Source organism: Flavonifractor sp. AGMB03687 (assembly GCF_017811815.1).
In the GTDB taxonomy this organism is placed as follows: domain Bacteria; phylum Bacillota; class Clostridia; order Oscillospirales; family Oscillospiraceae; genus Flavonifractor.
Map to the genome: position 1 here is coordinate 104,932 of NZ_JADKZI010000005.1, position 24,664 is coordinate 129,595.

Annotated in this window: 22 protein-coding genes and 1 pseudogene; 6 read left to right on the top strand and 17 right to left on the bottom strand. The window is 59.2% G+C overall.

Annotated elements, in window-relative coordinates:
- The first annotated feature begins 67 nt into the window (after positions 1 to 67).
- The gene (locus J9789_RS11925) at positions 68 to 724 is read left to right on the top strand and encodes a helix-turn-helix domain-containing protein (RefSeq protein ID WP_209345719.1); all 657 of its coding nucleotides are present in this window, start codon (positions 68 to 70) and stop codon (positions 722 to 724) included.
- A 45-nt stretch (positions 725 to 769) separates the two neighbouring features.
- Here the strand turns inward: J9789_RS11925 and bilS are convergent, their stop codons facing one another.
- The 12 genes from bilS to dnaA form a co-directional block, all read right to left on the bottom strand.
- Positions 770 to 1,276 (bottom strand): flavodoxin family protein BilS, encoded by a 507-nt coding sequence (bilS, locus tag J9789_RS11930; RefSeq protein WP_209345721.1) that lies wholly within the window; start codon positions 1,274 to 1,276, stop codon positions 770 to 772.
- 45 nt (positions 1,277 to 1,321) lie between these two features.
- Complete coding sequence (gene rnhA / locus J9789_RS11935) at positions 1,322 to 1,759, bottom strand: ribonuclease HI (protein WP_204706413.1); 438 nt, start codon at positions 1,757 to 1,759, stop codon at positions 1,322 to 1,324.
- A 10-nt stretch (positions 1,760 to 1,769) separates the two neighbouring features.
- Positions 1,770 to 2,126 carry an SHOCT domain-containing protein gene (locus J9789_RS11940; protein WP_209345723.1) on the bottom strand — a complete coding sequence of 119 codons (357 nt, stop codon included), beginning with the start codon at positions 2,124 to 2,126 and terminating at the stop codon, positions 1,770 to 1,772.
- Between the two features lie 3 nt (positions 2,127 to 2,129).
- Positions 2,130 to 4,634 carry a DNA gyrase subunit A gene (gene gyrA, locus J9789_RS11945; RefSeq protein WP_209345725.1) on the bottom strand — a complete coding sequence of 835 codons (2,505 nt, stop codon included), beginning with the start codon at positions 4,632 to 4,634 and terminating at the stop codon, positions 2,130 to 2,132.
- A 107-nt stretch (positions 4,635 to 4,741) separates the two neighbouring features.
- Positions 4,742 to 6,682 carry a DNA topoisomerase (ATP-hydrolyzing) subunit B gene (gyrB, locus tag J9789_RS11950; RefSeq protein ID WP_209345727.1) on the bottom strand — a complete coding sequence of 647 codons (1,941 nt, stop codon included), beginning with the start codon at positions 6,680 to 6,682 and terminating at the stop codon, positions 4,742 to 4,744.
- 100 nt (positions 6,683 to 6,782) lie between these two features.
- The gene (locus J9789_RS11955) at positions 6,783 to 7,046 is read right to left on the bottom strand and encodes an extracellular matrix/biofilm biosynthesis regulator RemA family protein (protein ID WP_209345729.1); all 264 of its coding nucleotides are present in this window, start codon (positions 7,044 to 7,046) and stop codon (positions 6,783 to 6,785) included.
- Positions 7,047 to 7,358 (bottom strand): Tat pathway signal protein, encoded by a 312-nt coding sequence (locus tag J9789_RS11960; protein WP_245185247.1) that lies wholly within the window; start codon positions 7,356 to 7,358, stop codon positions 7,047 to 7,049.
- 52 nt (positions 7,359 to 7,410) lie between these two features.
- Positions 7,411 to 8,517 carry a DNA replication/repair protein RecF gene (recF, locus tag J9789_RS11965; RefSeq protein WP_209345733.1) on the bottom strand — a complete coding sequence of 369 codons (1,107 nt, stop codon included), beginning with the start codon at positions 8,515 to 8,517 and terminating at the stop codon, positions 7,411 to 7,413.
- Positions 8,514 to 8,726, bottom strand: a complete 213-nt coding sequence (locus J9789_RS11970) for an RNA-binding S4 domain-containing protein (protein ID WP_209345735.1) — start codon at positions 8,724 to 8,726, stop codon at positions 8,514 to 8,516. Before J9789_RS11970 ends, recF begins: the two co-directional genes overlap by 4 nt.
- Entirely contained in the window at positions 8,723 to 9,136 is a 414-nt protein-coding gene (locus tag J9789_RS11975; RefSeq protein ID WP_348633685.1) for an acyl-CoA thioesterase, read from the bottom strand. The genes J9789_RS11970 and J9789_RS11975 overlap by 4 nt, the downstream gene beginning before the upstream one ends.
- 61 nt (positions 9,137 to 9,197) lie before the next feature.
- Entirely contained in the window at positions 9,198 to 10,310 is a 1,113-nt protein-coding gene (gene dnaN / locus J9789_RS11980; protein ID WP_209345738.1) for a DNA polymerase III subunit beta, read from the bottom strand.
- Positions 10,311 to 10,657: 347 nt separating this feature from the next.
- A complete protein-coding gene (gene dnaA, locus J9789_RS11985; RefSeq protein WP_209345740.1) occupies positions 10,658 to 11,974 on the bottom strand; it encodes a chromosomal replication initiator protein DnaA in 1,317 nt (438 codons plus the stop codon).
- Between the two features lie 746 nt (positions 11,975 to 12,720).
- On the opposite strand from dnaA, the gene rpmH reads away from it, so the two are divergent.
- From rpmH to jag, 5 genes are all read left to right on the top strand, one after another.
- Positions 12,721 to 12,855, top strand: a complete 135-nt coding sequence (gene rpmH, locus J9789_RS11990) for a 50S ribosomal protein L34 (protein WP_006570963.1) — start codon at positions 12,721 to 12,723, stop codon at positions 12,853 to 12,855.
- Between the two features lie 101 nt (positions 12,856 to 12,956).
- Complete coding sequence (gene rnpA, locus J9789_RS11995; protein WP_209345742.1) at positions 12,957 to 13,304, top strand: ribonuclease P protein component; 348 nt, start codon at positions 12,957 to 12,959, stop codon at positions 13,302 to 13,304.
- 1 nt (position 13,305) lies between these two features.
- Positions 13,306 to 13,524: a membrane protein insertion efficiency factor YidD gene (gene yidD, locus J9789_RS12000; protein WP_209345744.1), complete on the top strand. Its 219-nt coding sequence runs from the start codon at positions 13,306 to 13,308 to the stop codon at positions 13,522 to 13,524.
- 41 nt (positions 13,525 to 13,565) lie between these two features.
- Positions 13,566 to 14,894, top strand: a complete 1,329-nt coding sequence (locus tag J9789_RS12005; RefSeq protein ID WP_209345745.1) for a YidC/Oxa1 family membrane protein insertase — start codon at positions 13,566 to 13,568, stop codon at positions 14,892 to 14,894.
- 36 nt (positions 14,895 to 14,930) lie between these two features.
- Positions 14,931 to 15,710 carry an RNA-binding cell elongation regulator Jag/EloR gene (gene jag / locus J9789_RS12010; protein WP_209345747.1) on the top strand — a complete coding sequence of 260 codons (780 nt, stop codon included), beginning with the start codon at positions 14,931 to 14,933 and terminating at the stop codon, positions 15,708 to 15,710.
- A gap of 207 nt (positions 15,711 to 15,917) precedes the next feature.
- Here jag and J9789_RS12015 read toward each other — a convergent pair whose 3' ends face one another.
- From J9789_RS12015 to J9789_RS12035, 5 genes and pseudogenes are all read right to left on the bottom strand, one after another.
- Entirely contained in the window at positions 15,918 to 20,324 is a 4,407-nt protein-coding gene (locus J9789_RS12015; protein WP_209345749.1) for an S-layer homology domain-containing protein, read from the bottom strand.
- 801 nt (positions 20,325 to 21,125) lie between these two features.
- Positions 21,126 to 21,932, bottom strand: a pseudogene (locus J9789_RS17435) (stage 0 sporulation family protein); the annotation flags it as partial.
- A gap of 34 nt (positions 21,933 to 21,966) precedes the next feature.
- Positions 21,967 to 22,962: a DNA polymerase III subunit delta' gene (locus J9789_RS12025; protein WP_209345753.1), complete on the bottom strand. Its 996-nt coding sequence runs from the start codon at positions 22,960 to 22,962 to the stop codon at positions 21,967 to 21,969.
- A gap of 1 nt (position 22,963) precedes the next feature.
- Positions 22,964 to 23,287, bottom strand: coding sequence for a cyclic-di-AMP receptor (locus J9789_RS12030; protein ID WP_209345755.1), 324 nt, complete (start codon positions 23,285 to 23,287; stop codon positions 22,964 to 22,966).
- Between the two features lie 16 nt (positions 23,288 to 23,303).
- Positions 23,304 to 24,653 carry an aminotransferase class V-fold PLP-dependent enzyme gene (locus J9789_RS12035; protein WP_209345757.1) on the bottom strand — a complete coding sequence of 450 codons (1,350 nt, stop codon included), beginning with the start codon at positions 24,651 to 24,653 and terminating at the stop codon, positions 23,304 to 23,306.
- Positions 24,654 to 24,664 lie beyond the last annotated feature (11 nt).

The following is a 24,664-nucleotide window of genomic DNA, read 5'->3' on the forward strand; positions in this document are numbered from 1 at the left end:
TTAAACTGAAAACAACAATATCAGGTCAAACACCTAGAGACTGCGACCTTAACGAGGAGAGTCGTACATGGAACGGAAGGAACATTTGGATGCCATTTTACCTTTGATGCATTTTTTCAGCGAAATGCTGGGACCGGATGCTGAGATCATTTTATATGACGTGGATGATCGGGTGGTGTATCAGGTCCTCAATCCCATGGACGATGAAATGATTCCCGGCAGCGAGATGCGTTCTTTGGAACGTAGTCTGTTGGACTCCAAAACCTACGAAAAAGAAGATTTCATCGTCAATTACCGGGCACTTTCCCGCTCCAAGCATAAGCTGAAATCTGCCACCTTCTTTTTGAAAAACAACCCGGAGCGGCAGCTGAAGGGCATGATCACCGTCAACATCAATGTGGAGCGGCTGGTGGAGCTGCGGGACGCCCTCAATGTGATGATCTCGGGCTATCGGCCCTACGAGGCCCCCGCCAAAAGCCCCTTTTACAACAGCTTTGAGGTATCGGTGGAAGGACTGGTATCCAGTGCGATCCGGGAAGAGCTGGATCGCTTCGGGGTGGAGCCTACCCGCCTGAGCTACCAGGAGAAGATGGAGATGGTACGCAGTCTGGACGAAAAGGGCATCTTCCTGGTAAAGGGCGCCATTGCCGAGCTGGCCTCCGCCCTCAAAACCACGGAGACCAGCATCTACCGCTATCTGAACAAGCTTCAGGAGCAGTCCTGAACCCATAAACAAAAAAGCGTGCTGCAAATGCAGCACGCTTTTTTATTACGCCTTCATGGCCTCCCGGGCAAAGTCGGCGGCCTGGTTCAGGTCGTTCTGATCCGGGTGGATCAGGGCCAGGTCAAAGGCCTGGATCATGGACTTGAGTCTGGCATTGTCCGGATCGACCTTCAGCTGTTCCTCGTACCGGTCCCGGATGGTCTGGGGCATCTTGCCGGTGCAGAAAAAGCTGCTCACCACCTGGTTGCCCTTGGGGACCCCCGCCTTGAAGCGGTCGGACAGGGAGGCAAAGTACAGCTCGGAAATGCCGAAGCCGGCGGTACCGAAGAGGGCCACCCGCTTGCCATACAGGCTATGTAAAAACTCCTTCATCTCGGCGGTACAAAAGCCCTTGTCGGTCCAGGACCCGGCGAAGATCAGCTCCGCCTGGTCCACATTCTGGGGCGGCGGGCCAAAGGCCACGATGTCGTGGCCCTCACAGGCGTCCTTGATGGCCTGGGCCACCTGGGCGGTGTTGCCGGTCTGGCTGTCAAATACAATGGCGATCTTCATAGGTCCTCCTTTGGACAATGGACGGGTCGATGTGGGCATCGACCCCTACTTATACTTCCGGCTTTCAGCCACCGCCAGCTCGTCACAACGATTGTTATACGGGTTGTCGGCGTGACCCTTGACCCAGTGGAGGTGGACCGTGTGGTAGTCGCACAGGTCCAGCAGGGTGGCCCACAGGTCGGGGTTGAGGGCGGGCTTCTTGTCCCCCTTCACCCAGCCTCTGGCCTTCCAGCCCCGGGCCCAGCCCTTCTCCAGGGCGTCAATGACGTACTTGGAGTCGGAGTAGAGCTCCACGATGCAGGGCTCCTTCAGGGCCTTCAGAGCGGTGATGACGCCGGTAAGCTCCATGCGGTTGTTGGTGGTGTGGGCCTCCCCGCCAGAGAGTTCCTTTTTGAACTCCCCGTATTGCAGAATGGCCCCCCACCCGCCGGGGCCCGGATTGCCGGAACAGGCCCCGTCGGTGTAAATGGTAACTGTTTTCATGCGTTTCCTCTTACAGCTCCTTCAAAATCTCCTGCCGCTTCTGCTCATACTCCTCGGCAGTGATGAGCCGGCGGTCGTAGAGGGACTGGAGCTGCTCCAGCCGCTGCTGAGGGTCGCCCTTGGGGTCGTCCGCCGACACCCCTTCCTCCTCAATGTGGATCTCGGGGCCCAGATACTTTTTGCCAAAGGCCTGATAGAAATTCATGCCTACGATGCCCACGGCAATGAGGGTCCACAAAATGCCGAAGGCGCCAAAGGTAGGAATGACCAAAAAAAGACCAATTCCCACAAAGATGCAGCCCATGATACCACCGAAGACCGAGCCGGTCTTACTGGGGCGATAGGTCACTCTCTGTCTTCTGCGCATAGATCATACCTCCTCGGTAGTCTCCGCGGCTTCCTCTTCCTCCTCGTGGTCGGTGCGGGCGAAGGAGATCACCTTGACCCCCTCCTCCAGGTTCATGATCTTGACGCCCTGAGCGGTACGGCCGTAGGTGGAGATGCCAGACACCGCCATGCGGATGATGACGCCGGCGTCGTTGATGACCAGCACGTCGTCGTTGTCGCTGACCACCTTGACCCCCACCACGGGGCCGGTCTTCTCGGTGACGTTGTAGCCCTTCAGGCCGAAGCCGCCTCGCTTCTGGGGACCGTCGGCACGGATATACTCATCCATTTCGGTGCGCTTGCCGTAACCGTTCTCGGTGATCATCAGCACCTGATGGTCGGGCTTGGTGCGGGCGGCGCCCACCACGAAGTCACCGGGACGCAGGTTAATGCCCCGGACGCCGCAGGCGTCGCGGCCCATGCAGCGCACGTCGGTCTCCTTGAAGCAGATAGCCATGCCGTCGTGGGTGACGATGAGGATGTTCTGCTCCCCGTCGGTCTCCCGGACGGTGATGAGCTCGTCTCCCTCCTCCAGGGTGATGGCCCGGATGCCCGCCTTGCGGGCGGTAAAGATGGAGGAGAGCTGGATGCGCTTGACGGTACCCGCCCGGGTGACCATCACCAGATACCGGTCCTCGGGGAACTCCCGCAGGTGGATCATGGCGGTGACCTTCTCGTCCTGCTCGATGGGCAGCACGTTCACCAGGTTGGTGCCCTTGGCGGTACGGCCGGCCTCGGGGATCTGGTAGCCCTTCTTCCGGTGGACCCGGCCTTTATTGGTGAAGAAGAGGATATAGTCATGGGTGGAGGCGGTAAACACCGTATCCACGTAGTCCTCCTCCTTGGTGGCCATGGCGGTGATGCCCTTGCCGCCCCGGCGCTGGGTGCGGTAGGTGGAGGCGGGGGTACGCTTGATGTAGCCGCCGGCGGTGAGGGTGAAGACGCACTCCTCCTCCTCGATGAGGTCCTCGATGTCGATCTCGTCCTCCACATCCTGGATCTCGGTGACGCGGTCGTCGCCATACTTGTCCCGGATGGCGGTGAGCTCGTCCTTCAGCACGCCACGGATCTTCTCCTCGCTGGCCAGCAGCTCGTTGAAGTAGGCGATGCGGGCCTCCAGCTCCTTGTACTCGGCCTCCAGCTTCTCCCGGTCCAGGCCCTGGAGGGCTTTCAGGCGCATGTCCAGAATGGCCTGGGCCTGGACGTCGTCCAGACCGAAGCGGTTCATCAGGTTCTCCTTGGCGTTGTCGTAGCTGGAGCGGATGATGTGGATGACCTCGTCAATGTTGTCCTGGGCGATGAGCAGGCCCTCCAGCAGGTGGGCGCGCTCCTGAGCCTTCTTCAGGTCATACTTGGTGCGGCGGACGATGATCTGCTCCTGGAAGGCGATGTACTCGTCCAGGATGTGCCGCAGGGACAGGATCTTGGGCTGGGACTGGTCGTCCACCAGGGCCAGCATGTTGATAGCAAAGGTGGTCTGGAGCTGGGTCTGGGCAAACAGGCGGTTGAGCACCACCTGGGGGTTGGCGTCCCGCTTGAGCTCGATGACCACCCGCATGCCGTTGCGGTCGGACTCGTCCCGGATGTCGGAGATGCCCTCCAGACGCTTGTCCTCCACCTGGTCGGCCATGTTCTTGATGAGCTGGCGCTTGTTGACCTGGTAGGGGATCTCGGTGACGATGATGCGGGTGCGGTCCTTGCCGAACTCCTCAAACTCGGTGCGGGCCCGGACGCACACACGGCCCCGGCCGGTGGCGTAGGCGGCCCGGATGCCGGAGCGGCCCATGATGATGCCCTTGGTGGGGAAATCGGGGCCCTTCACGTGCTCCATCAGGTCGGGCAGAGTGGCCTCCGGATTGTCCAGGATGCAGATGGCGGCGTCAATGACCTCCCGCAGGTTGTGGGGCGGAATGTTGGTGGCCATGCCTACGGCGATACCCGCCGAGCCGTTGACCAGCAGGTTGGGGAACCGGGAGGGGAGCACACGGGGCTCCTTGCGGCTCTCGTCAAAGTTGGGGTCCCAGTCCACCGTGTCCTTCTCGATGTCCCGCAGCATCTCGTCGGAGATCTTGGACATGCGGGCCTCGGTGTAACGGTAGGCGGCCGGGGGATCGCCGTCGATGGAGCCGAAGTTGCCGTGGCCGTCCACCAGGGGGTAGCGCATGGAGAAGTCCTGGGCCAGGCGGACCAGGGCGTCATACACGCTGGCGTCGCCGTGAGGGTGGTACCGGCCCAGCACGTCGCCCACGCAGGTGGCGGACTTCTTGAAGGGCTTGTCGGCGGTCAGGTTGTCCTCGTACATGGCGTACAGGATGCGCCGGTGGACCGGCTTCAGGCCGTCCCGCACGTCGGGCAGGGCGCGGCCCTTGATGACGCTCATGGCGTACTCGATATAGGACTGCTCCATCTCCTTCACCAGCGGTGAGGTGACGATGGTCTGGTCCGGATACCGGATCTCCTCCGGGTCGTACTGTGGCTTTTTGCTCATGCTGTTGCCTCTCAATCTTCATGATAGGGGTCAAGGGCGGGGCGTCGAGGACGCCGCCCCCTACGGATTTCCTTTGTAGGGGCGGGCCTCCCGGACCGCCCGTTCCCTTAATAATCCAAATTCACCGCGTACTTGGCGTTGCGCTCGATGAACTCCTTCCGGGGCTCCACCTTCTCGCCCATGAGGATGGTGAAGGTCTGGTCGGCGGCCACGGCATCATCCAGCTCGATGCGCTTGAGGGTACGCCGCTCCGGGTCCATGGTGGTCTCCCACAGCTCGTGGGGGTTCATCTCGCCCAGGCCCTTATACCGGGAAATATCCACCTTGGCGTTGGGGTTATCGCCACGCAGCTCGGCGGACACCTGGTCACGCTCCTCGTCGGAGAAGGCCACACGGGTGGTCTTGCCCCGGGTCAGCTTGTACAGCGGCGGCACGGCGGCATAGACGTAGCCATGCTCAATGAGGGGCCGCATGAACCGGAAGAAGAAGGTGAGCAGCAGGGTGCGGATGTGGGAGCCGTCCACATCGGCATCGGCCATGATGATGATCTTGTGATAGCGCAGCTTGGAGATGTCGAAGTCGTCTCCGATGCCGGCGCCCAGGGCGGTGATGACGGGGGTCAGCTTGTCGTTGCCGTACACCTTGTCGGCCCGTGCCTTCTCCACGTTGAGCATCTTGCCCCACAGAGGCAGGATGGCCTGGAAGCGGCTGTCCCGGCCCTGGGTGGCGGAACCGCCTGCGGAGTCGCCCTCCACGATGTAGATCTCAGTGAGCTCGGGGTTGACCTCGTTGCAGTCCCGCAGCTTGTCGGGCATGGCGGCGCCGCCCAGAGCGGTCTTCCGGCGGATGGACTCACGGGCCTTGCGGGCGGCCTCACGGGCCCGGTTGGCCATGAGGGCCTTCTCCAGAATGGCCTTGCCCACGGCGGGGTTCTCCTCCAGATACTCGGTCAGCTTCTCGGTGACGATGGAGTTGACCAGGGTGCGGATCTCGCTGTTACCCAGCTTGGCCTTGGTCTGGCCCTCGAACTGGGCCTCGGTGAGCTTGACCGAGATGACGCAGGCAATGCCCTCCCGGCAGTCCTCGCCGGACACCTTGTCGTCGTCCTTCAGCAGCTTCATCTTTTTACCGTAGTTGTTGAGTACGGTAGTCAGCGCCCGTTTAAAACCCTCCTCGTGCATGCCGCCCTCGGGGGTGTGGACGTTGTTGGCGAAAGACACAATGGTCTCGTTGTAGCCGTCGTTGTACTGGAAGGCCACCTCCGCCATGGAGTCGTCCTTCATGCCGGACATGTACACCACATCGGAGTGGATGGGGTCCTTGGAGCGGTTGATGAAGGACACAAACTCCCGGATACCGCCGGCGTAGTGCATGGTGTCGTGCTGCTCCTTGCCGGGGCGGTTGTCGATGGTATGGATGCGCAGACCGGCGTTGAGGAAGGCCTCCTCCCGCATGCGGGTATGGAGGGTGTCATAGTTGTACTCGGTGATCTCAAACATCTCCGGGTCGGGCTTGAACACCACCTCGGTGCCGTGGCGATCGGTGTCCCCCACCACCTGCATGGGCTGGGTCACCTTGCCCCGGGAGAACTTCATCTCATAGATCTTGCCCTCCTTGTGGACCCGAACCTCCAGCCACTCGGACAGGGCGTTGACCACACTGGCGCCCACGCCGTGGAGGCCGCCGGACACCTTGTAGCCGCCGCCGCCGAACTTGCCGCCGGCGTGCAGGATGGTAAAGACCACCTCCAGGGCGGGCAGACCGGTCTGGGGCTGGATGTCCACGGGGATGCCGCGGCCGTTGTCCACGACCGTGATGACGTCGCCCTCTCCGATGGAGACGGTGATCTCATCGCAGTAGCCCGCCAGGGCCTCGTCGATGGAGTTATCCACAATTTCGTACACCAGGTGGTGCAGGCCGGACTCACTGGTGGAGCCGATATACATGCCCGGGCGCTTGCGGACGGCCTCCAGGCCCTCCAGCACCTGGATCTCGGAGCCACCGTACTCGTGCTCCACCTGGGTGGTGCTGTTCAATTCTTCAGACATTTGAAAACCTCCAAGTTATGTCCAGAGTAGAGCGTTGAGAGCGGAGATATGGGATCTCGGGATAAAATATCTCAACTCTCAACGCTCCAATCTTCTTAGTTCAAACCAGTGTATTGTTTTCCGCCCGCCGCAGCAGAGTGGCGGCGGAGAGCTGGCACAGATAGACCACCGGCGGTCCCTCCCGCCGGTCGCACAGCACGAAGGAGCGGGGCAGATCGTCGGACACGTTGACCAGCCGCCCCTCCTTCTCCGCCCGCTCCAGAAAGGACCGGGTCAGGTGGGAGGAGCTGGTGTTGTCCAGATCAAATAGTCCCACCACGTCCCGAAAGGGGACCACCACGTTCTGGCCCAGATGCAGATACATCTACTTGTCCTCCTTTCTGTCCCGGACGATTTTGGGCTTCCACAGCCATCGGTACAGCCGCCAGCCCAGAAAGAGCCCCACAAAGAACCCCAGGGCGGGCAGGCCGGGGATGAAGAGCAGCTGGGTTACCGGTGAGTTGTCCGACTCCCACAGGTTGAGCCGGTGGAACACCACGTACCCCGTCACCAGGGCGGCGGCCGCCGGGGGGATCAGCTTCCACAGCCTGCTTCCCTTCCGGGTGAACTGGCACACCAGAAATTCCAGCAGAAAGCCCCCCACCAGCGGGAGCAGAGCAAGGATCAAAAGTATCATAGGCTTCTCCTGAATCTTATCCACATATGGGGCCAATTTTGTGGAAAACCAATTACCCCACCAGGGCCCCGTCCCGGATGTGGAAGGTACGCCCCTCCCCCAGCCGGTCCAGGCTCATTTCCTCGCAGCAGGTGATAAAAACCTGTCCTCCGTTGATGCGTTTGAGGACAAATTCCTGTCGTTTGTGGTCCAGCTCGCTGAGCACATCGTCCAGCAGCAGCACCGGCCACTCCCCTGTCTCCTGGAAGAAAATTTCCCGGGAAGCCAGCTTGAGAGACAATGCCGCCGTCCGGGTCTGGCCCTGGGAGGCGAAGGTTTTGGCGCTCACTCCGTCCAATTCCACGATCAGATCGTCCTTGTGGGGGCCGGACAGACACTGCCGCACCTCCAGCTCCGCCTTCCGGTGGGAATCCTGGTGTTTCAGCAGCTGTTCCAGCAGGGTGCGGGTGGGAGCCAGGGGATCTTCGATGGTGCTCACCGTCTGGTAGCGCAGCCCCAGTTCCTCCCTTCCGCCGGAAAAATCCCGGTGGATGGGGGGCGTCACCTCCTGAAGCCGCTTCACAAAGTAGGCCCGGTAGTGGATGAGCATTGCGCCGGTCTGGGCCATACGCAGATTGAACTCATCCAGGGTGTCCAGCAGCGAGGGGTGCTCCTCCCAATCCCGCAGAATCCGGGTTTTATGTTCATAAAGACGCCGGTATTCCGCCAAAGCCTCGGCATAGCGGGGCCGCAGCTGACAGATGCAGCTGTCCAGAAACTTGCGGCGCACCGCGGCCCCCTCCCGGATGAGCCACAGATCCTCCGGGCAGAAGAGCACGGTGTTGAGCACCCCCGCCAGCTCCCCGGCGGTCTTCAATTTCACGCCGTTGGAGAAAAGCTGCCGCCGCACCCCCCGGCCCAGCCGGGCCTCCAGGGTGAAGTCCCGCCCCCGGGAAAAGACCTCCGCTTTCACAAAGGCATGGTTCACTCCCATCTGGATCAGCTCCCGGTCGTACCGGGCCCGGTGGGAGGAAGCGGTGGACAGGTAGGCGATGCCCTCCAGCAGGTTGGTCTTGCCCTGGGCATTCTCCCCCCAGATCACATTGACATTGGGAGAAAAATCGCCCTCAAAGTGCAGATAATTGCGAAAATAATCCAGGCAGACCGACTTTACGATCATAAAACTTCCACGCGCAGGTCATCCAGGGTAACCACGTCGCCGGGGCGCAGCTTCTTGCCCCGCATGGTACACACCTGGCCGTTGACCTGGACCTCTCCGTCCTGGATGCGCTCTTTGGCCTCCCCGCCGGTCTCCACCAAACCTTCAAACTTCAGCAGGGACTCCAATTTGATAAATTCCGTTGTGATTTTGGACTGAATGGTCTTCATACTTCCGAATTTCTCCCTTCTTCGTGCAGGGATTGCAGCAGTTCCCACAGATCGGGCAGCGCCCGCTTCAGGGCCACCGGCCGGGCCTTGGCCCGGTCGTAGAAGAAGTGGCCGGAGGTGCCCTCCGCCCGCAGTTCCCCGGTGTCCACGCTGATCATTTTATAGGAAAGCTGCATTTTGGCGGGAGACAGGGACTCCACCGCCATGTGGATGGCCACCGTCTCCCCGAACCGGGTCATGGAGCGGTACTTGCAGCTGACGTCGGTAACGGCAAAGTCGATGCCCGCGTCCACCGCCCTGTGGTAGCTCCAGCCGATCTGATCCATAAAGTCGGTACGGGCCTCCTCCATCCAAAGGATATAATTTCCATGGTGGACGATGCTCATGCCATCGGTCTCATAAAATTGCACTTTGTGCAGGTAAGGATGCAATTCCAAGGTGTTTTTCCTTTCTTTTGTAACGGGCGGCAGATTACTCCCCGGCCTTCAGGCGGACGGGCAGTACCATATACAGGAAATTTTCCTCCCCCTCGGTGGGCAGGATGACGCAGGGGGACACGCTGGTGGACAGCTCCAGCTGCACCTTGTCGGCGGGGGCAGCCTTCAGGGCGTCCATCAGATATTTGTTGTTGAAGCCGATCTCCAGACCCTGGCCGTCGCCGGACACGGGGCACTGATCGTAGGCGTCGCCGATGGCGGTTTTGGTGGAAATCTTCATCAAACCGTCCTCAAACACGCACCGCAGGGGACATTTCAGCTTTTCGGTAATGATCAGAGACACACGCTCGATGGAGGAGAGCAGCGCCCGGGTCTCACCCTCCAGGCAGATGCCGTTGTTGCGGGGGATGGCCTGGCGGTAAGCCAGGAACTCGCCCTCCAGCCGTCGGGTCACCAGCATGGTGGACCCCGCCTTGAACATAATGTGCCGGGCGCCCTGGGTCACGGACACCGGCTCGTCGCAGTCACTGCAAATTTTTTCCACCTCAGACAGGGCGGAGCCGGGCACCACGAAGGAAAATTCCGGGGCGCCGTCCTTCTGATCAATGGCCTCATGGCGGAGGGCCAGACGGAAGCCGTCCACCGAGACGATGGTCAGGCCCTTGTCGTCGGCCTCGAAGAGGGAGCCGGTGTGGACCGGGCGGCTCTCGTTGTCGCTGACGGCAAAAATGGTCTGGGAAATCATGGCTTTCAGCTTGGACTGTGCCAGGGTGAGGGAATTCTGGTACTCCACGGTGGGCAGCTCGGGGAATTCCTCGGGGTCGGTGCCCAGAATGTTGAATTCACTGGGTCCGCAGGTGATGTGCACCATATAATTATCGGTCTGGAAGGTGACGATGTCGTCGGGCAGCTTCCGGATGATCTCGCCGAACAGTCGGGCGGCCAGCACCAGGGTGCCGGTTTCGCTGATGTCGGCAGGAACAATGGTGCGGATACCGGTGTCCAGATTGTAGCCGGTCAGCCGCAGCTCCTGTCCGGCCTCCATCAGGATGCCCTCCAGAGCGGGAATGGAGCTCTTGGGAGAGACGGCACGGGAGGCGGTGGAGATGGCCGCTTGCAGCAGGGCCTTTTCGCAAGAAAATTTCATAATGGTGTGATCCTCCGTTTCATCAGGAGCGGAGACGCTCCGCTTGGATTTCGCGCGCTCCTCTGGAGAGAGGAGGGATATATGTCGTAATAGTAAGCCGTAGGGGAAAACATTGTGGAAAAGTGGCGAAACTCCTTGAGGGGCATGGGCTGGGCCTTCCACAGGGGGTGTGGACAAAATTTGACCCCTTTCCACAGGCTTTCCACGGCAAAAAAGTTATCCACATCCCCTTTTCCACATGTCCCCGATTTTCCGTGGAAATGTGGAAAGGCGCATGGAAGGAAAATTGGAAGCTTTCATCCATATCCATTCATATTTATGCATGAATATGCAGGTTGCATCCACCCTTATTCATACCGGGCGTTGATGTTGGCGTTGATGTCCTTGATGACCTCGGCGATCTCGGGAGACTGCTTGGTCAGCTTCTCGATGCGGTCGATGGAGTGCATGACGGTGGTGTGGTCCCGGTTGTCGAACTCCTTACCGATCTCCTTCAGGGACAGGTTGGTCATGCGGCGGATCTGGTACATGGCGATCTGCCGGGCCAGGGCGGTGTCCTTGGTGCGGCCCTGCCCACGGAGGGCCTCCACGTCGATGTTGTAGAACTTGCTCACCTCGTCGATGATGATCTCCGGCGAGGGGAGGAACTCCGCCTTGTCCTTGAACATGTCCCGGACGGCCCGGGTGACGGTGTCCACGTCCACGCTCTCCCCCATCAGCTCCTGGAAGGCCAGGATCTTGTTGACGGTGCCCTCGATCTGCCGCACATTGGAGGTGATGTTTTCGGCGATATACTGGAGGACGGGGTCGGGCAGGTTCATGCCCCGGCGGATGGCCTTGGTCTTGATGATGGCCACCCGGGTCTCGTAGTCGGGGGGCTGGATGTCCACAGGCAGGCCCCACTCGAACCGGGTGCGCAGACGGTCGTCCAGCCGCAGCATCTCCTTGGGGGGACGGTCGGCAGTGAACACGATCTGCCGCTTGGCCTCATACAGGGTGTTGAAGGTATGGAACATCTCCTCCTGGGTGGACTCACGGCCGGCGATGAACTGCACGTCGTCCATGAGGAACACGTCAGCGGAGCGGTATTTCTCCCGGAACTCCGGGTTGCGGCCCTCCCGGATGGCCTGGATCAGCTCATTGGTGAAGGAGTCGCCCTTGATATAGACGATGCGGTAGTCGGGGTGGGACTGATGGATCTTGTGGGCGATGGCGTAGAGCAGATGGGTCTTGCCCAGGCCGGACTCGCCGTAGATGAACAGGGGGTTGTAGGTCTGGGCGGGCTGCTCGGCCACCGCCAGGGCGGCGGCGTGGGCAAACTTGTTGGAAGCGCCCACCACGAAGCGCTCGAAGGTGTATTCCTCGGTGCCCGGGAGGAAGACGTCGTCCACCTTCTTCTTGCCATAACCCTCCAGCTCCCCTTCGCCCAGCACCACCACCTCAAAGTCGGAGGAGAAGAGCTCGTGGAGGGCCTTCTGAATGGCGGGCAGGTAGCGGGAGTTGATGATGTCCCGCTTGAAGTTGGACGGGGTGTGGAGCACAAACCGATTGGACTCCAGCGCCACGGGGGTGGCGTCGTCAAACCAGGTGTTGATGGTGGTGGCGGTCATCTCCCCCTCCATCAGAGAGAGGACCTTGGCCCAGAGATCGGCCGGTAAATTCACGGAAAGACCACCTCTTTCGTCAAAATGGATGGCCGCTGTCGGCGCAGCAAAACAAGACCTTGAAAGCGGAGGCTTTCAAGACCTGGCTCGTGGACGCTGCCGCCGACGGCGGGAGTACAGATAATTTAACGCATATCATTATAATGCGTACGGAACAAAGCCGAAATCCTTGGTTTTCAAGGTTTTCGGCTTTGTTCCAGTGCAAGAATTTTGGACAATAGTTTCCAAAATGCTTGCACCTTTCATTGGAACGTCCTGCGTTCCAATGAAAATACGCATTGTAACAATGTCTGAATTCCATAAAACGGCCCCCCTGAGCCGTTTTATGGAATTGCGCGGCTGCTGCCGCGCAAATAAACTGATTTACAGTTTATTCAGTAGACATTATTATAGCAAATCACCCGGTGGAAAGCAACGATACAATTATAAAAAGAAACTACTTTTCCACACAGCTTTCCACACACTCTGCCGGAAACAGGAGCGGCTAATCCCCCGGTTTTTGGGCTTATGCGTGGGGTCCGGTCGGACCTCAGCCACAACATATGGTATTTCCCGCCCGCAAGCATAAAAAAACCAAAAAAGAAAGCAAAATAGTGGTTGACACGCCATTTTGAAATAGGCTATAATACCATGTGCATCGTGTAAATCCATGCGGTGTAAAGCAGTTTTGTTTGACGACCGCAGCTGAAAGGCTGTTGTGGTGGGCGGGGCAACCCGCTTGATTATTGTACAGGAGGTGTCCCAACATGGTTCGTACCTATCAGCCCAAGAAGCGCCAGCGCTCCAAGGAGCACGGGTTCCGTAAGCGTATGCGTACCGCCAACGGCCGCAAGGTCCTGGCCCGCCGCCGCGCGAAGGGCCGCGCCCGTCTGACCCACTGATGGGTCCGCAAATGGAATAGGGCATTTCATAGGGGCGGGGGAGCTTTTCCCACCGCCCCTGCGCAGCATACGGAAGTTTGAACCGGGAAAGGAGGACCGCCGTGGAACACACCGTATCCCTGAAGCAGAACCACGTGTTCCGCCGCCTTTACAGCAAGGGCAAAAGCGCGGTCAATCCCTGTCTTGCACTCTATTGCCGGAAGAACAATTCCCCCCGCAGCCGCCTGGGGATCACCGTGGGCGTGAAGGTGGGGAAGGCGGTGGTGCGCAACCGTACCCGCCGCCGCATCCGGGAGGCTTACCGCATCCATGAGGACCGCTTCCTGCCGGGCTACGACCTGGTGGTGGTGGCCCGTGTCCGTGCCGGCCACTGCCGGTACCGGGAGGTGGAGCGCAGCCTCCTCTCTCTGGCGGACAAGCTGGGCCTGCTCCGGAAGGGGGAGGCCTGATTTGAAGCGCCTTCTGCTCTGGCTCATCCGGTTTTACCGCAAGCATATCTCTCCTGCCCGGCCCCCCTGCTGCCGTTTTATCCCCACCTGCTCCCAGTATGCCTTGGAGGCGGTGGAGAAATACGGTGCGCTTAAGGGGGGCTTTTTGGCCATTCGCCGTATTCTGAAATGTCAGCCCTTCCATAAGCAGAAATCCATCGAGTACGACCCCGTGCCGTGACCGCAAGGAAACGGCGAACAATGTAACTTGGAGGCGCACAAATGGAAATCATCCTCACCCCTTTTGCGTGGCTGCTGCGGTTTTTCTATAGCATCTGTGGCAGCTACGGTCTGACCCTGGTCCTGTTCGCTCTGGTGGTCAAGGTGGTGCTCTTCCCCCTCTCTCTGAAGGGCAAGCGGAGCATGATCCAGATGAACATCCTGCAGGGCCAGATGCAGAAGCTGCAGAAGCAGTATGGCAAGGACCGGCAGCGCTATAATCTGGAGGTCCAGAAGCTCTATGAGAAGGAGAAGGTCAACCCCATGGGCGGCTGCCTGTGGTCCCTGATCCCCCTGGTCATCCTGATGGTCCTCTACCCCATCATCCGCGCGCCCATCCACTACATGATGGGCATTACCGACGCAAACTCCCTCAACGCCATTGCCGAGGCCGTCAACTGGAGCACTCAGGCCGTGGACATGGGCTGGATCAAGCAGGCCGCCGCCAGCTTTACTGAGACTGCCGGCTACTACAATGAGCTTTATCTGGCCTCCCTTATCAACGCGGACAACCTGGCCGCGGTGCAGCAGGCGGTCACCGCCGCCGGCGGTGTGGGCCAGAGTGTGCAGGTCATCAACTTCAGCCTCTTTGGTCTGGTGGACCTGTCCCAGATCCCCCAGCTCCAGTTCTGGACCATTGCCGGCGGCTTCAGCCTGTTCCTGCTGCCGGTGATCTCCGCCATTACCGGCGTGATCTTCTCCTTCATCTCCATGAAGACCAACGCCATCAACAAGCAGAGTGCCCAGAATAACAGCTCTGCCAAGACCATGATGATCGTCTCCCCCCTGATCTCCCTGTGGATCGGCTTCACCCTGCCCGCTGCTCTGTGTGTGTACTGGATCACCAACAACCTGCTGAGCATGCTGCAGGAGTTCCTGTGCAGCGTGATCCTGAAGAAGGACTACGAGGAGGCCGCCCGCAAGCAGGCCGAGCGTGAGCTCCAGGAGAAGGAAGAGGAGAAGGAGGAGCGCCGCCGCAAGGCCGAGGAGCGCGCCCGCCGCATCGAGGAAGAGAAGCTCAATCGCGGCAAGAAAAAGAAGGCCGAGAAGAAGCACGACGACGAGGACAAGATCCCCGGCATCGTGAAGGAGTACAGCCGGGTGGGTATCCGGCAGTATGCCCGCGGCCGTGCCTACGATCCCTACCGCTACAGCGAGGACGGCCCCACCTGCTACCCCGGTGAGGAGCCCATTTTCGGCCGCAAGCCTGAGAAGGTTGCTCCTGTAGAGGAGGAGCCCACCGTGCAGGATACCGTTGTGACCGAGAAGAGCATCCCTGAGATCAGCGTCCCTGCCGACACCGCCGCCGACAACGGCGAGACCAAGGAATAACGGCGCTGCCGTGGATTCATAAGGAGAGATACCCAAATGCTGAAATGGATCGAGAGCACCGGCAAGAGCGAGGAGGCCGCCATCGAGGCCGCCCTGCAGAAGCTGGGCATGGATCGGGACGAGGTATCTGTGGAGGTCCTGGAGCGGGCCAAGTCCGGCTTCCTGGGGATCGGTAGCTGCCCCGCCAAAGTGAAAGTGACCTACGAGGCTCCCGACGAGCCGGAGGAGACCCCCGCCCCTGTGGAGGAGGCCCCCGCCGCCCCCGTGGCCGAGCCCGTGAAGGAGGAGACTCCCGCCCCCGTCGAGGCGGCTGAGGCTCCCGCGGCGGAGAGCGCCGCTGTCCCCGCTCAGGGGGAGAAGGCCGAGCAGATCGACGCCTTCCTCACCGGCCTGCTGTCCCACATGGGCGCCGCCGCCAAGCCGGTGATTCAGATGGACGAGAACGGCACCTACCAGGTGGAGCTGGTGGGCCAGGACCTGGGCGGCCTCATCGGCCGCCGGGGCGAGACCCTGGACGCCATCCAGCAGCTCACCGGCTACGCCGTCAACCACGGCCAGTCCAAGCGTGTCCGCATCCACGTGGACGCCGAGGGCTACCGGGCCAAGCGGGAGGAGTCCCTCATCCGTCTGGCCCACAAGGTGGCTGGCAAGGTGGTCAAATACCATCGGAACATGACCCTGGAGCCCATGAACGCCTATGAGCGCCATGTGATCCACACCGCCCTGCAGGATACCCCCGAAGTGACCACTTACTCCATCGGTACAGAGCCCAACCGCCGGACCGTGGTGGCCTACAGCCGGGGCGAGCACCGGTGAAACAAAAGATCGGTTTATCTGCACGATTGACCGATATTTGAAGATGCACTAATAAGAGCACTATCCGGGAATGGCCCGGATAGTGCTCTTGGATTTACGGGTGATCATTGAGCGGATACTTACAAAAGTCCTGGCGGTGTACTGGATCGGTACACCGCCAGGACTTTCATTATTTTGGAAGAAACAGATTTGCGTTTGCTTTTGAGATCAGTTCTCGTATCGGGTCCAGTCAGGATCTGGGATCATGCGGGTCCAAGACTCGTAATTGCCAGCCTTGTGCTTAAAGTCGTGGGAGTTGGTGGCTTCCTGTACCGCCAGATAGAACCAATCACTGGGATCACAATCCGGCCAGACGTTCATGCCGTGCAGCAGATCGCTCTCATCCTCCGGGATCCGGTTCAGCACACGGTTGATGATGGTCATGGCCTCCGCCCGGGTGATGTAGGTGTCGGGACGGAAGGTGCCATCCTCACAGCCCTTGACCCAGCCCAACTCTGCAGCCCGCTGGATATACTTTTCCGCCCAGTGGCCGCTGATATCAGAGAAGGTCTGAGTGCCGCTGCTGACCCCTGTATCGAACCGGGCGCAAATAGTCGCGAACTCAGCACGGGTAATGGGAGAATTAGGCTCAAAGGTGGTGGTGCTGCAGCCCTGAACGATACCAAGCCCCGTCATAGTGGAGATGGCGGTGTTGGCCCAGTAATCATCTGGCACATCGGTATAGGTGTTGGTGGTAAGAAGATTCTTATCACGCACGGAGCTATTCAGCAGACGGAAGAAGATGGTCGTAGTCTCCGATCGTGTGATCAGATTGTAGGGTCGTACATACCCATCCGAAAAGCCAATGATATAGGCAAAGTGGTCCTCATTATTCAGCAAGCCGGGCGTAGAGCTGCGGTAGTTCCGTACGGTATCCGCATTTTTGATGGCTTTGCTCTGGCTGCTGGAGAAGTCCGATGCTTTGATCTGATACTCCTCTGTGTCAAGTACGTAGCCTTCGGGGGCAGTGACCTCAGCGTAATACCAGACTCCGCCGTAAGAGTTCGTCGTGCTGACGCTGAACAGGGCGATGCCGTTTTCGTTGCCATGCCGTCTGGTCTTGGTCACACTGCGGTTGACGACCTTGCCGTTCTTGTCCAGCTGGTACAGCTCGAAGGTCGCCCCATTCAGGGTATGGCTATCCTGCGCATCTATTTTCTGGATGGCAAAGAAGTAGTCATCATCCACGATCTCACTGCCGGGATCATCCTTCCACTGAGCAATGGCGATCAAGTCACAGGTAATGGTGCTGGGTTTGCCAGAAAGGGGAGCAAGTTCTTGACCCTTTACCTGATACCATGCCCAGCAGTCGAACACTTTGCCATTGGGGGCAGAAAAACCAAGCTGATCCGGTGTCTTGCTGGGGAAAGTGGTTCCTTCCTCAAAGGTAAAAGTCTGATCGGTGCCGGAGCCGGTACCGGGCTGATAGGTCACTTGGTAGGTGCGGATGACTTTTTCTTCAAGTCTCAGAAGAGCAGTATTTTGAGCAGTCTTACCTTCAAGCGTAAGCGTATATGCATCCGCAGCAGAAGTGGGCGTATACTCAGCAGAAGTGGGCGTATACTTGATCTCACCGTCGATACGGCATTCGGAAGTGACCTGGGTATCACTGCTGGTGCTCAGAGCAGCTTGTGCGGCTTCAGTCAATGGCAGATCATTCACGGTAAGAAGGATAGTATCGCCATTACCTTCAGCAACGGTATCGCTGATCGTACACGTAAACTTCCAATAACCGGTGTTGCTATCATAAACCGGGCCACTGCTTAATGTGAACAAATTGGATGTAAGGGCGAAATTGTGCGTATCCAGCGTAGGTACGTTCAGAAGATCGCTAAACTTCACGTACAAGTCGACCGTGCTGCCAGCAAATTCGGTGCGATGATTTTTCATAAACGCAAAGATACTAGACTCGTTCCCCATAGCAGAGCGGAGTGCAGAAACAGCCTCGCTGTTGGCCGGGGCATCGCCAAACACCAAATCATTCATATCCAGAACGATCTGGTAGGAAACGGTCGCGCTTTTTTTAACGATATGGGCGGCAGTGTCATTGCCTTCAAAGTTGGTGCTACTATCGATACTGTGTTTGATCGTGATATCATCGTCGATCAGATCCGCAGTTTGGGGTAGGTAAAGGACATTGATGACGTTGCTACCTTCGTTCACAGTATAAGGGATGGTGCCCTGCTGTCTACCGCTGGCGTAGCCGTTCGGCTTATACGTATCGAGAACGGATGCATTCAAAGTGATCTGACTGCCGACTTCCTGCTCCTCCATGACAGTAGATCCAAGAGAATTTGTTGCAACAACAGAGTCCTTATAGAAGTTGACTGTGACATCCACATACTTCTTATCTGGAGCGGATATAGTCAGGGTGCCATTTTCATAGGTGATTTCGTAGCAGTTGGTCACGTTAGTACCGTTGCACTCGATGACGGCATTGGATGGAACATTATCGTAGGATCCAACTGTTGTTTGATCAGAGCCGGTCACAGTAACGGACGTAAGCGCGTCACCCGACGCAAGGGTACCTTCCGTAATAGAATAGGTGTCAACTACCAGCGGAGTTCCGTCTTCCTTCTTGGATCCGCTGTCCGCAGTGATCGTCAGAGGTCTCTGACCGATAGTAAAGGTGGCAGGTATATTATACGACTTAGTATTATTACTGGCTTCCGCATCTGTTCCGGTGATGCGAATGGTATATCCATCATATGTTCTTGCAAGGGTCCCGATCGTAGGAACAGCCCCACTCCATGACCCACTAGTTTTACCATTTTGGACCGTATAGGTGCCGATGGTATTACCGTCCTTTACGATCTCATATGTAAGATGGATATAGGCGTTCTTGCTTCCATCGACCTTAGAGGGATAGGTTTTAACGATATCTTCGATCACATCATCAAATGTATATGGCGTGCCGTCATAGGTTTTTTCCTTCGTGTAGGTATCGGTATCAGTGATCCCCAGGTCTACTGGTACGGCCACTTTGGGATCATCGACTGCGATAACAGGGTTGCCGGACGCATCATTTACGGTGGCGCCAGCGTTTGTGGGCTGGGTACCGCCGTAGTTGTCACACTGGATGGTAAACTCGATCACAAGCTTCTGACCGTGAGCAGCATTATCTTGATCAAGGCCGCACCAATTCTCAGAGAAGTCGAAACCGGTGACGGAAATGGATGTGCTGCCGTCAGCATTCTTGGTAACGGTTGGCGTAAGACCGCTGGATGTCTTAGCTCCCCAAGTCAGAGTATCGTTGTTGTCTTTGCCTGTGCAGGGCACGGTATAGACAGTGACATTACCTGCGTTCGAAGGGGCAGTAAAATTGTTGGGGACCGTATCGATCACGACCGCGCTATCGTCAAGCGTCGAGGTCTCCGTCACGATATTTGATATCGTTTGAAAAGCATTCTTCAGTTCGCCAGCATTATCTGCCTTAAAGTAATAGTCTCCCTCGGCACGCGTACTAAGCGATATTCCACGCTTATCATATTTGGCGTTCGGATAATTAGAGGAGACACCATTCATATACTTATTAAAGTTATTATTGGTATCAGCAGGGTCGGCGCCAGTAAACATACCAATGGTATAGACTTTTGTTCCGCTCGTCTTCAGATCCTTAGCGGTATTAATGGCAGAACCAGCCACTCTAATTTGGAAGTCGCTCTCATGGGTGGGTTCACCATCAGTAAACATGATGACGACCGCGGGACGGTTTTTGTCTTCGCCAGAACGCTTATCTAACATGCTCTTTGCCTTTTGCATGGCAAGATCCGCAGAGGTAGCGCCTGCCGCAGTCAACTTAGATACCGCCGTTTTCAAAGTTTCTGAATTTTGAATATCTGTCAAATTACAAAGGACCTGAGTATGATTATATGTATAGGGCCAAGAATCGTACTTGGTATCTCCGACTTCATCCGAGGCCTCGCCCGCGAGCTTTACGATGCCGATCCTGTGGGCAACATTTTGACTCTTGACCTCATCGATAAAGCTATTGACAGCCTCCTTCATGGCCGCTAATTTTTGAGTTGTACTACCTGGGACCTCTTCGTAAGTGTACAGCGGACCAGTATAAATCACGCCTTTATAATAGCCAGTCACCTTATTTCCCAAGACCTGGCCGTTGGCCTCCAGCCAATACTGTGTGTTCCAGTTTTCCCACTCGGACTTGACAGTGACCCGATAGTAGCTATCACCGATCTTTGCGTAGTAGCTTTTTAAGTGACGGAAATCGGAAGGAGTCCAAGATGTTTGTGTCGTGGCCACATATTGATAGGACGTGATGGTTTCCGTCATAGAGCCGGATACATCCAGGACGAGCACGATATCCATCGGTGCCGCAGACGTTGTGGTCGTTACTGTGCCAGTGGCGTAGGATTCCAGCTGGACGGTGTAGCCGTCTTGGCCCTTCGTAATTGTCTTTTTCAGACACAGATCGTTCTGCACCGCCGATACTTCGACGGGAGAGGATCCTGTTGTCCCATCATCGCTGGATCCGGCCGCCATAGCGGAAGCCGGCACCAGTGAGAACAGCAGTGCGAAGGATAAAAGCCATGCTAGTAGTCGCTTTTTCTTCATGAAATCATACCGCCTTTCCAAATATATCATATAATATTTAGTTTGACCTTGTCCAATAGCTACATCTGTGATTTAGAAATAGCGCATACTTCACAGAGTACAAGGCGAACGGATGGTATCAGTCATTGGGTATCATCACCTGCTTCCAAATCTACCCACAATAAACCTTATGGGCCGATCAGGCTATCCCTCACAAACAGGGCAGCCACGTTTACTTCCACCGCAACCAATTATATCATAGCCTAAATTTTTTTGCAATGATGTTACAGGGCGAAAACTGTCTTTTTTTCCCGATCTGTATTTTAAAAGTTCGTTCCTGATGCTGATGGTCTATCGCGTGGAATGATCCTGAGGCTTGTCCCCATGGGGACGGCGGTGGTACCGGCGGCGGGGCCGCTTCTTCTCGCCGGAAGGGGCGCCCTGCTGCTGTCCCTCAGCGGCAGGCTTCTCAGGGGCGGGCTTGCCGCTCTCCTGGGCCTTAGGCTTGTTTTCCTGGGGCTTGCCCTCCCCCTTGGGCGGGCGGCTCTGGGCCTTCTGAGGGGCCTGCTTGGCCTCCTCCTTCTTCCCCTGCTGCTGAGAAGGTGTCTGGGCCTGCTCCCCGCCTCCTCTGCGGCGGCGGCTGCGGCTCCGGCGGGGCTCGGCGGTGGGGACGCTCTCCTCCTCCGCCACGCCCAGCCCGGCCAGGGCGATGTTCATGTTGTCCTTCAGGGTGCGGGGCTCCTCCACGGGAGTCACCTTCCGAAGCTTGGCCAGCTCCTCCAGCGGTGGGGCCACATAGTCCTCCGGCCGCTTGCCCTTGCCGTTGCGGATCACCCGCAGCTCACAGTTGTGGAAGCACTTGTGGGTCTCCGGCTGATCCTCCAAGCGTACTTTCACGGTCTCCCGCAGCAGATCCACCTGGAACACGGTACCCGCCCCCTCGGGGGTCTCCACAAAGGACTCGTTCTTGGGCATCCGGTGGACGGCGTCCTCGTAGGCCTCCTGCTCGTACTTCAGGCAGCACATGAGGCGACCGCAGGTGCCCGAGATCTTGGTGGGGTTGAGGGACAGGTTCTGGGTCTTGGCCATCTTGATGGACACCGGCTGGAACTCGTCCAGGAAGGAGGCGCAGCACAGGGGCCGGCCGCAGATGCCCAGGCCGCCCAGCATTTTAGCCTCGTCCCGGACGCCGATCTGCCGCAGCTCGATGCGGGCGTGGAACACGCTGGCCAGGTCCTTCACCAGGGCGCGGAAGTCCACCCGGCCCTCGGAGGTGAAGAAGAAGAGGATCTTATTGCCCTCGAAGTTGTACTCCACCTCCACCAGCTTCATGTCCAGCCCGTGGGCGGCGATCTTCTCCTGGCAGATGGTGAAGGCCTTCTTCTCCTTCTCGTGATTTTTCTGGACCGTCTCCAGGTCCTTGTCGGTGGCGATGCGCACCATGGGGCGCAGCGGCTGCACCACCTCTTCATCCTCCACCATGGTGTTGCCCTGGGCGCACTCGCCGTACTCCAGGCCACGGGAGGTCTCGATGATGACCCCCTGGCCGGGCTCGACCTGCTGGCCCTGGGGGTCGAAATAGTATTGCTTGCCCCCGCTTTTGAAGCGGACGCCGATGATCTCGGTCATGATTACCTCCAAGTCGGAAAGATTGGCGGATCGCTCACGGGCCCAACTGGGCCAGTCCGGCTCCCAGCCAGCCGGCGATGTGCCCCGCGCCCACGTAGGAGCCGCAGGCGGTGCGCAGCTGCTCCGTCAGAGCGGCGGCGCCGGTGAGCACCTTGGGAGACAGGGCCTTGGCTCCCTGCTGGGCCAGGGCGCGGCGGCGGGGGTCGCTCTCATGGAGGGCCCCGGCGGCACACACCAGGCAGTCCCGCACCAGCAGCAGGAACTCATCCAGCAGGGCGTTGAGGGAGTCCCGGTCCCACTTGTCCCGCTCCAGTGCGGCGCAGAAGTCCAGGATGGCCAGCTCGTCCCGGTCGCACAGCCGCTCCAGCAGGGTGGCCGCCCCCTCCAGGGCCTTGCCGTCCCCGGCCTTGCCCTCCAGCTGGTCCACCGCCCGGCCCAGAATGCCCTCGCACCGGGCGGCGGCGTTGGAGATCTCCGCCTGGGAGCGGTCGGGATAGCGGGCAGCCAAAAAGGCCTCCGCCTCCTGGACGGTCACCGGGGAGAGGGTAAGCACCTCGCACCGGGAGCGCACCGTGGACAGCAGAGCGGCGGCATTGTCGGTGAGCAGGAGGAAGGCGGCATAGGCCGGGCCCTCCTCCAGCAGCTTGAGCAGCGCGTTCTGGCTGGGGTCGTTCATATTCTGGGCTCCCTCCAGGATGTATACCTTCCTGGGGGCCTCGTTGGGCTTGATGTAGGCGTCGTTGCGGATGGCCCGCACCCGGGCTACGTTGAGCTCGTCCCCCTCGCCGCCGGCATGGACCACGTCGGGGTGGATGTTCCCCAGGGCCTTTTTGCAGCCGGAGCAGGTGAAACAGGGGACCTCTCCCCCGCCGGTGCACACCAGGGCGGCGGAAAGCAGGCCGGCCAGGGTGCGCTTGCCCGACCCCGCCGGCCCGCTGATGATATAGGCGTGGGAAAGCCCCCGCCGTGCGGTCTCCAGGGAGAGCTGCCGCTTCAGGGGACCATTCCCCACCAGCCGGGACAGCTCCATCTTACACCCGCTCGAACCGCTCGATGTCCACCACGAAGATGGTGGCGCCGCCCACCACGACCTCCACAGGCATGGAGGGGTAGTAGCCGTAGCTCATCTCGGTGGTGGTGGGGATCATCTGCTTGCGGGAGTGGGAGTGCTCTTTAATGATGTCAATGACGGTCTGCACCTTCTCCTCATCCACGCCGATGAGGATGGTCACGTTGCCCGCCATCAGGAAGCCGCCGGTGGTGGCCAGCTTGGTGGACGAAAAGCCCTTCTTGGTGAGAGCCTGGGTAACGGTGTTGGCGTCGTCATGATTGATAATCGCAAGAACCAGTTTCATGGGGTATCCCTCCTGCTTAAAGATGCCGGAAATCCGGCGCTGGGGCCGCGTCACACAGGACGGCCGCAGAAACATCTTCCAGTGTATTATAACCTATTTGTTTCAAATATGCGATACTTTTTTTGTCCAAGCGCTCCCCCGGCGCAATGACCGGAACCCCTGGGGGATAAGGGGCCACCTGGCAGGCGGAAACCATTCCCTCCGCCTCCTCCAGAGGCAGGCTTCGCCGGGGGGCAAAGAGGGCCTGCCGGGGGGTGAGCACCAGCTCCGGCGGCTGGGGCGGGGCCGGGTAGCCGGGGCAGGGCCCCAGCTCCACCTCCCGCAGCGCCCCCTCCAGCCGGGCAAAGTCGTCAGGGCCGTCGGCACAGGTGGGGATGAGCACCACATGGCCCCCGTCGGCCATCTCGGGCCACACGTTGCGTGCTTCCAGGGCCTCCTGGGCGGCGTAGCCGTCGGGGGCGCACAGCACCAGCCGGGTGGGGTCCAGAGGGGCGTCCTTGTCCGTCAGAGCCGGGAAGATCTGCCGCAGCCGGGCCACCTCCTCCGCCGTCCGGCGGTAGGCATCCGCCCCTCCCTCCAGCATATGGGCCCGGCACAGGTCCAGTGCCGCCATCATGGGGTAGGAGGGGCTGGAGGAGCCGTAAATGCTTCCCGCCCGCCGCAGGTCGGCGTGGGAGAAGGCGCCGCCCGAGAACAGCAGGGCGGTCTGCCCCGGGGCGGGCAGGGTCTTGTGGGCGGACACCACCAGCAGATCGGCGGCGGACAGGCCGTAGTCCCTCAGGAAGGGCAGATGGGCCCCGTGGGCCCCGTCCACCACCAGAATTCCCCCGTGGCGGTGCATAATTTCCGCCAAAGCGGGCAGATCCGACAACACGCCGTAATAAGTAGGAGAAGTAATACAAAGCGTCCGGATCTCCGGGTGGGCTTCCAGCTGTTGTTCCACTTCTTCCGGGGAGATGGGGCCGGTGACCCCGGCCTGAGCCAGCCAGGGCCGCTCCAGATACACCGGCTTTAAGTCTAGCAGGGCCAGTGCGTTGTAGGCCGAGCGATGGCTCCCCCGGTCCAGCAGCACCGTGTCCCCCGGCTGGCAGGCCAGGGTGAGGGCGGTCAGCACCCCCTGGGTGGAGCCGCCGGTGAGAAAGAGGCAGCTGTCCATGTGGAAGACTTCCGCCCACAGGTCCTCTGCCTCCCCGATGGCCCCGCCCCCGTCAAAGAGATTGCCGGTGGGGGGCAGTTCGGTAAAGTCGATGGCGGACAGGTTGTCCAGCCCCAGCAGGGGCTTGCCCTTGTGGCCGGGCATGTGCATCCGCAGGGGATTTTGGGTCGCGAAGGATGTCAGGGCGTCGTACAGCGGCGTTTTTTCCACATGGGTTCCCT

Excerpts from the sequence above, each read along its gene's own strand:
- jag (WP_209345747.1), top strand. The coding sequence starts at position 14,931 with ATGCTGAAATGGATCGAGAGCACCGGCAAGAGCGAGGAGGCCGCCATC.
- recF (WP_209345733.1), bottom strand. The coding sequence starts at position 8,517 with ATGATCGTAAAGTCGGTCTGCCTGGATTATTTTCGCAATTATCTGCAC.
- rnhA (WP_204706413.1), bottom strand. The coding sequence starts at position 1,759 with ATGAAAACAGTTACCATTTACACCGACGGGGCCTGTTCCGGCAATCCG.
- J9789_RS11960 (WP_245185247.1), bottom strand. The coding sequence starts at position 7,358 with ATGATACTTTTGATCCTTGCTCTGCTCCCGCTGGTGGGGGGCTTTCTG.
- J9789_RS12025 (WP_209345753.1), bottom strand. The coding sequence starts at position 22,962 with ATGGAGCTGTCCCGGCTGGTGGGGAATGGTCCCCTGAAGCGGCAGCTC.
- J9789_RS11925 (WP_209345719.1), top strand. The coding sequence starts at position 68 with ATGGAACGGAAGGAACATTTGGATGCCATTTTACCTTTGATGCATTTT.
- J9789_RS11970 (WP_209345735.1), bottom strand. The coding sequence starts at position 8,726 with ATGAAGACCATTCAGTCCAAAATCACAACGGAATTTATCAAATTGGAG.
- dnaN (WP_209345738.1), bottom strand. The coding sequence starts at position 10,310 with ATGAAATTTTCTTGCGAAAAGGCCCTGCTGCAAGCGGCCATCTCCACC.
- J9789_RS12005 (WP_209345745.1), top strand. The coding sequence starts at position 13,566 with ATGGAAATCATCCTCACCCCTTTTGCGTGGCTGCTGCGGTTTTTCTAT.
- bilS (WP_209345721.1), bottom strand. The coding sequence starts at position 1,276 with ATGAAGATCGCCATTGTATTTGACAGCCAGACCGGCAACACCGCCCAG.
- gyrB (WP_209345727.1), bottom strand. The coding sequence starts at position 6,682 with ATGTCTGAAGAATTGAACAGCACCACCCAGGTGGAGCACGAGTACGGT.
- J9789_RS12015 (WP_209345749.1), bottom strand. The coding sequence starts at position 20,324 with ATGAAGAAAAAGCGACTACTAGCATGGCTTTTATCCTTCGCACTGCTG.
- rpmH (WP_006570963.1), top strand. The coding sequence starts at position 12,721 with ATGGTTCGTACCTATCAGCCCAAGAAGCGCCAGCGCTCCAAGGAGCAC.
- J9789_RS11940 (WP_209345723.1), bottom strand. The coding sequence starts at position 2,126 with ATGCGCAGAAGACAGAGAGTGACCTATCGCCCCAGTAAGACCGGCTCG.
- gyrA (WP_209345725.1), bottom strand. The coding sequence starts at position 4,634 with ATGAGCAAAAAGCCACAGTACGACCCGGAGGAGATCCGGTATCCGGAC.
- J9789_RS11955 (WP_209345729.1), bottom strand. The coding sequence starts at position 7,046 with ATGTATCTGCATCTGGGCCAGAACGTGGTGGTCCCCTTTCGGGACGTG.
- J9789_RS12030 (WP_209345755.1), bottom strand. The coding sequence starts at position 23,287 with ATGAAACTGGTTCTTGCGATTATCAATCATGACGACGCCAACACCGTT.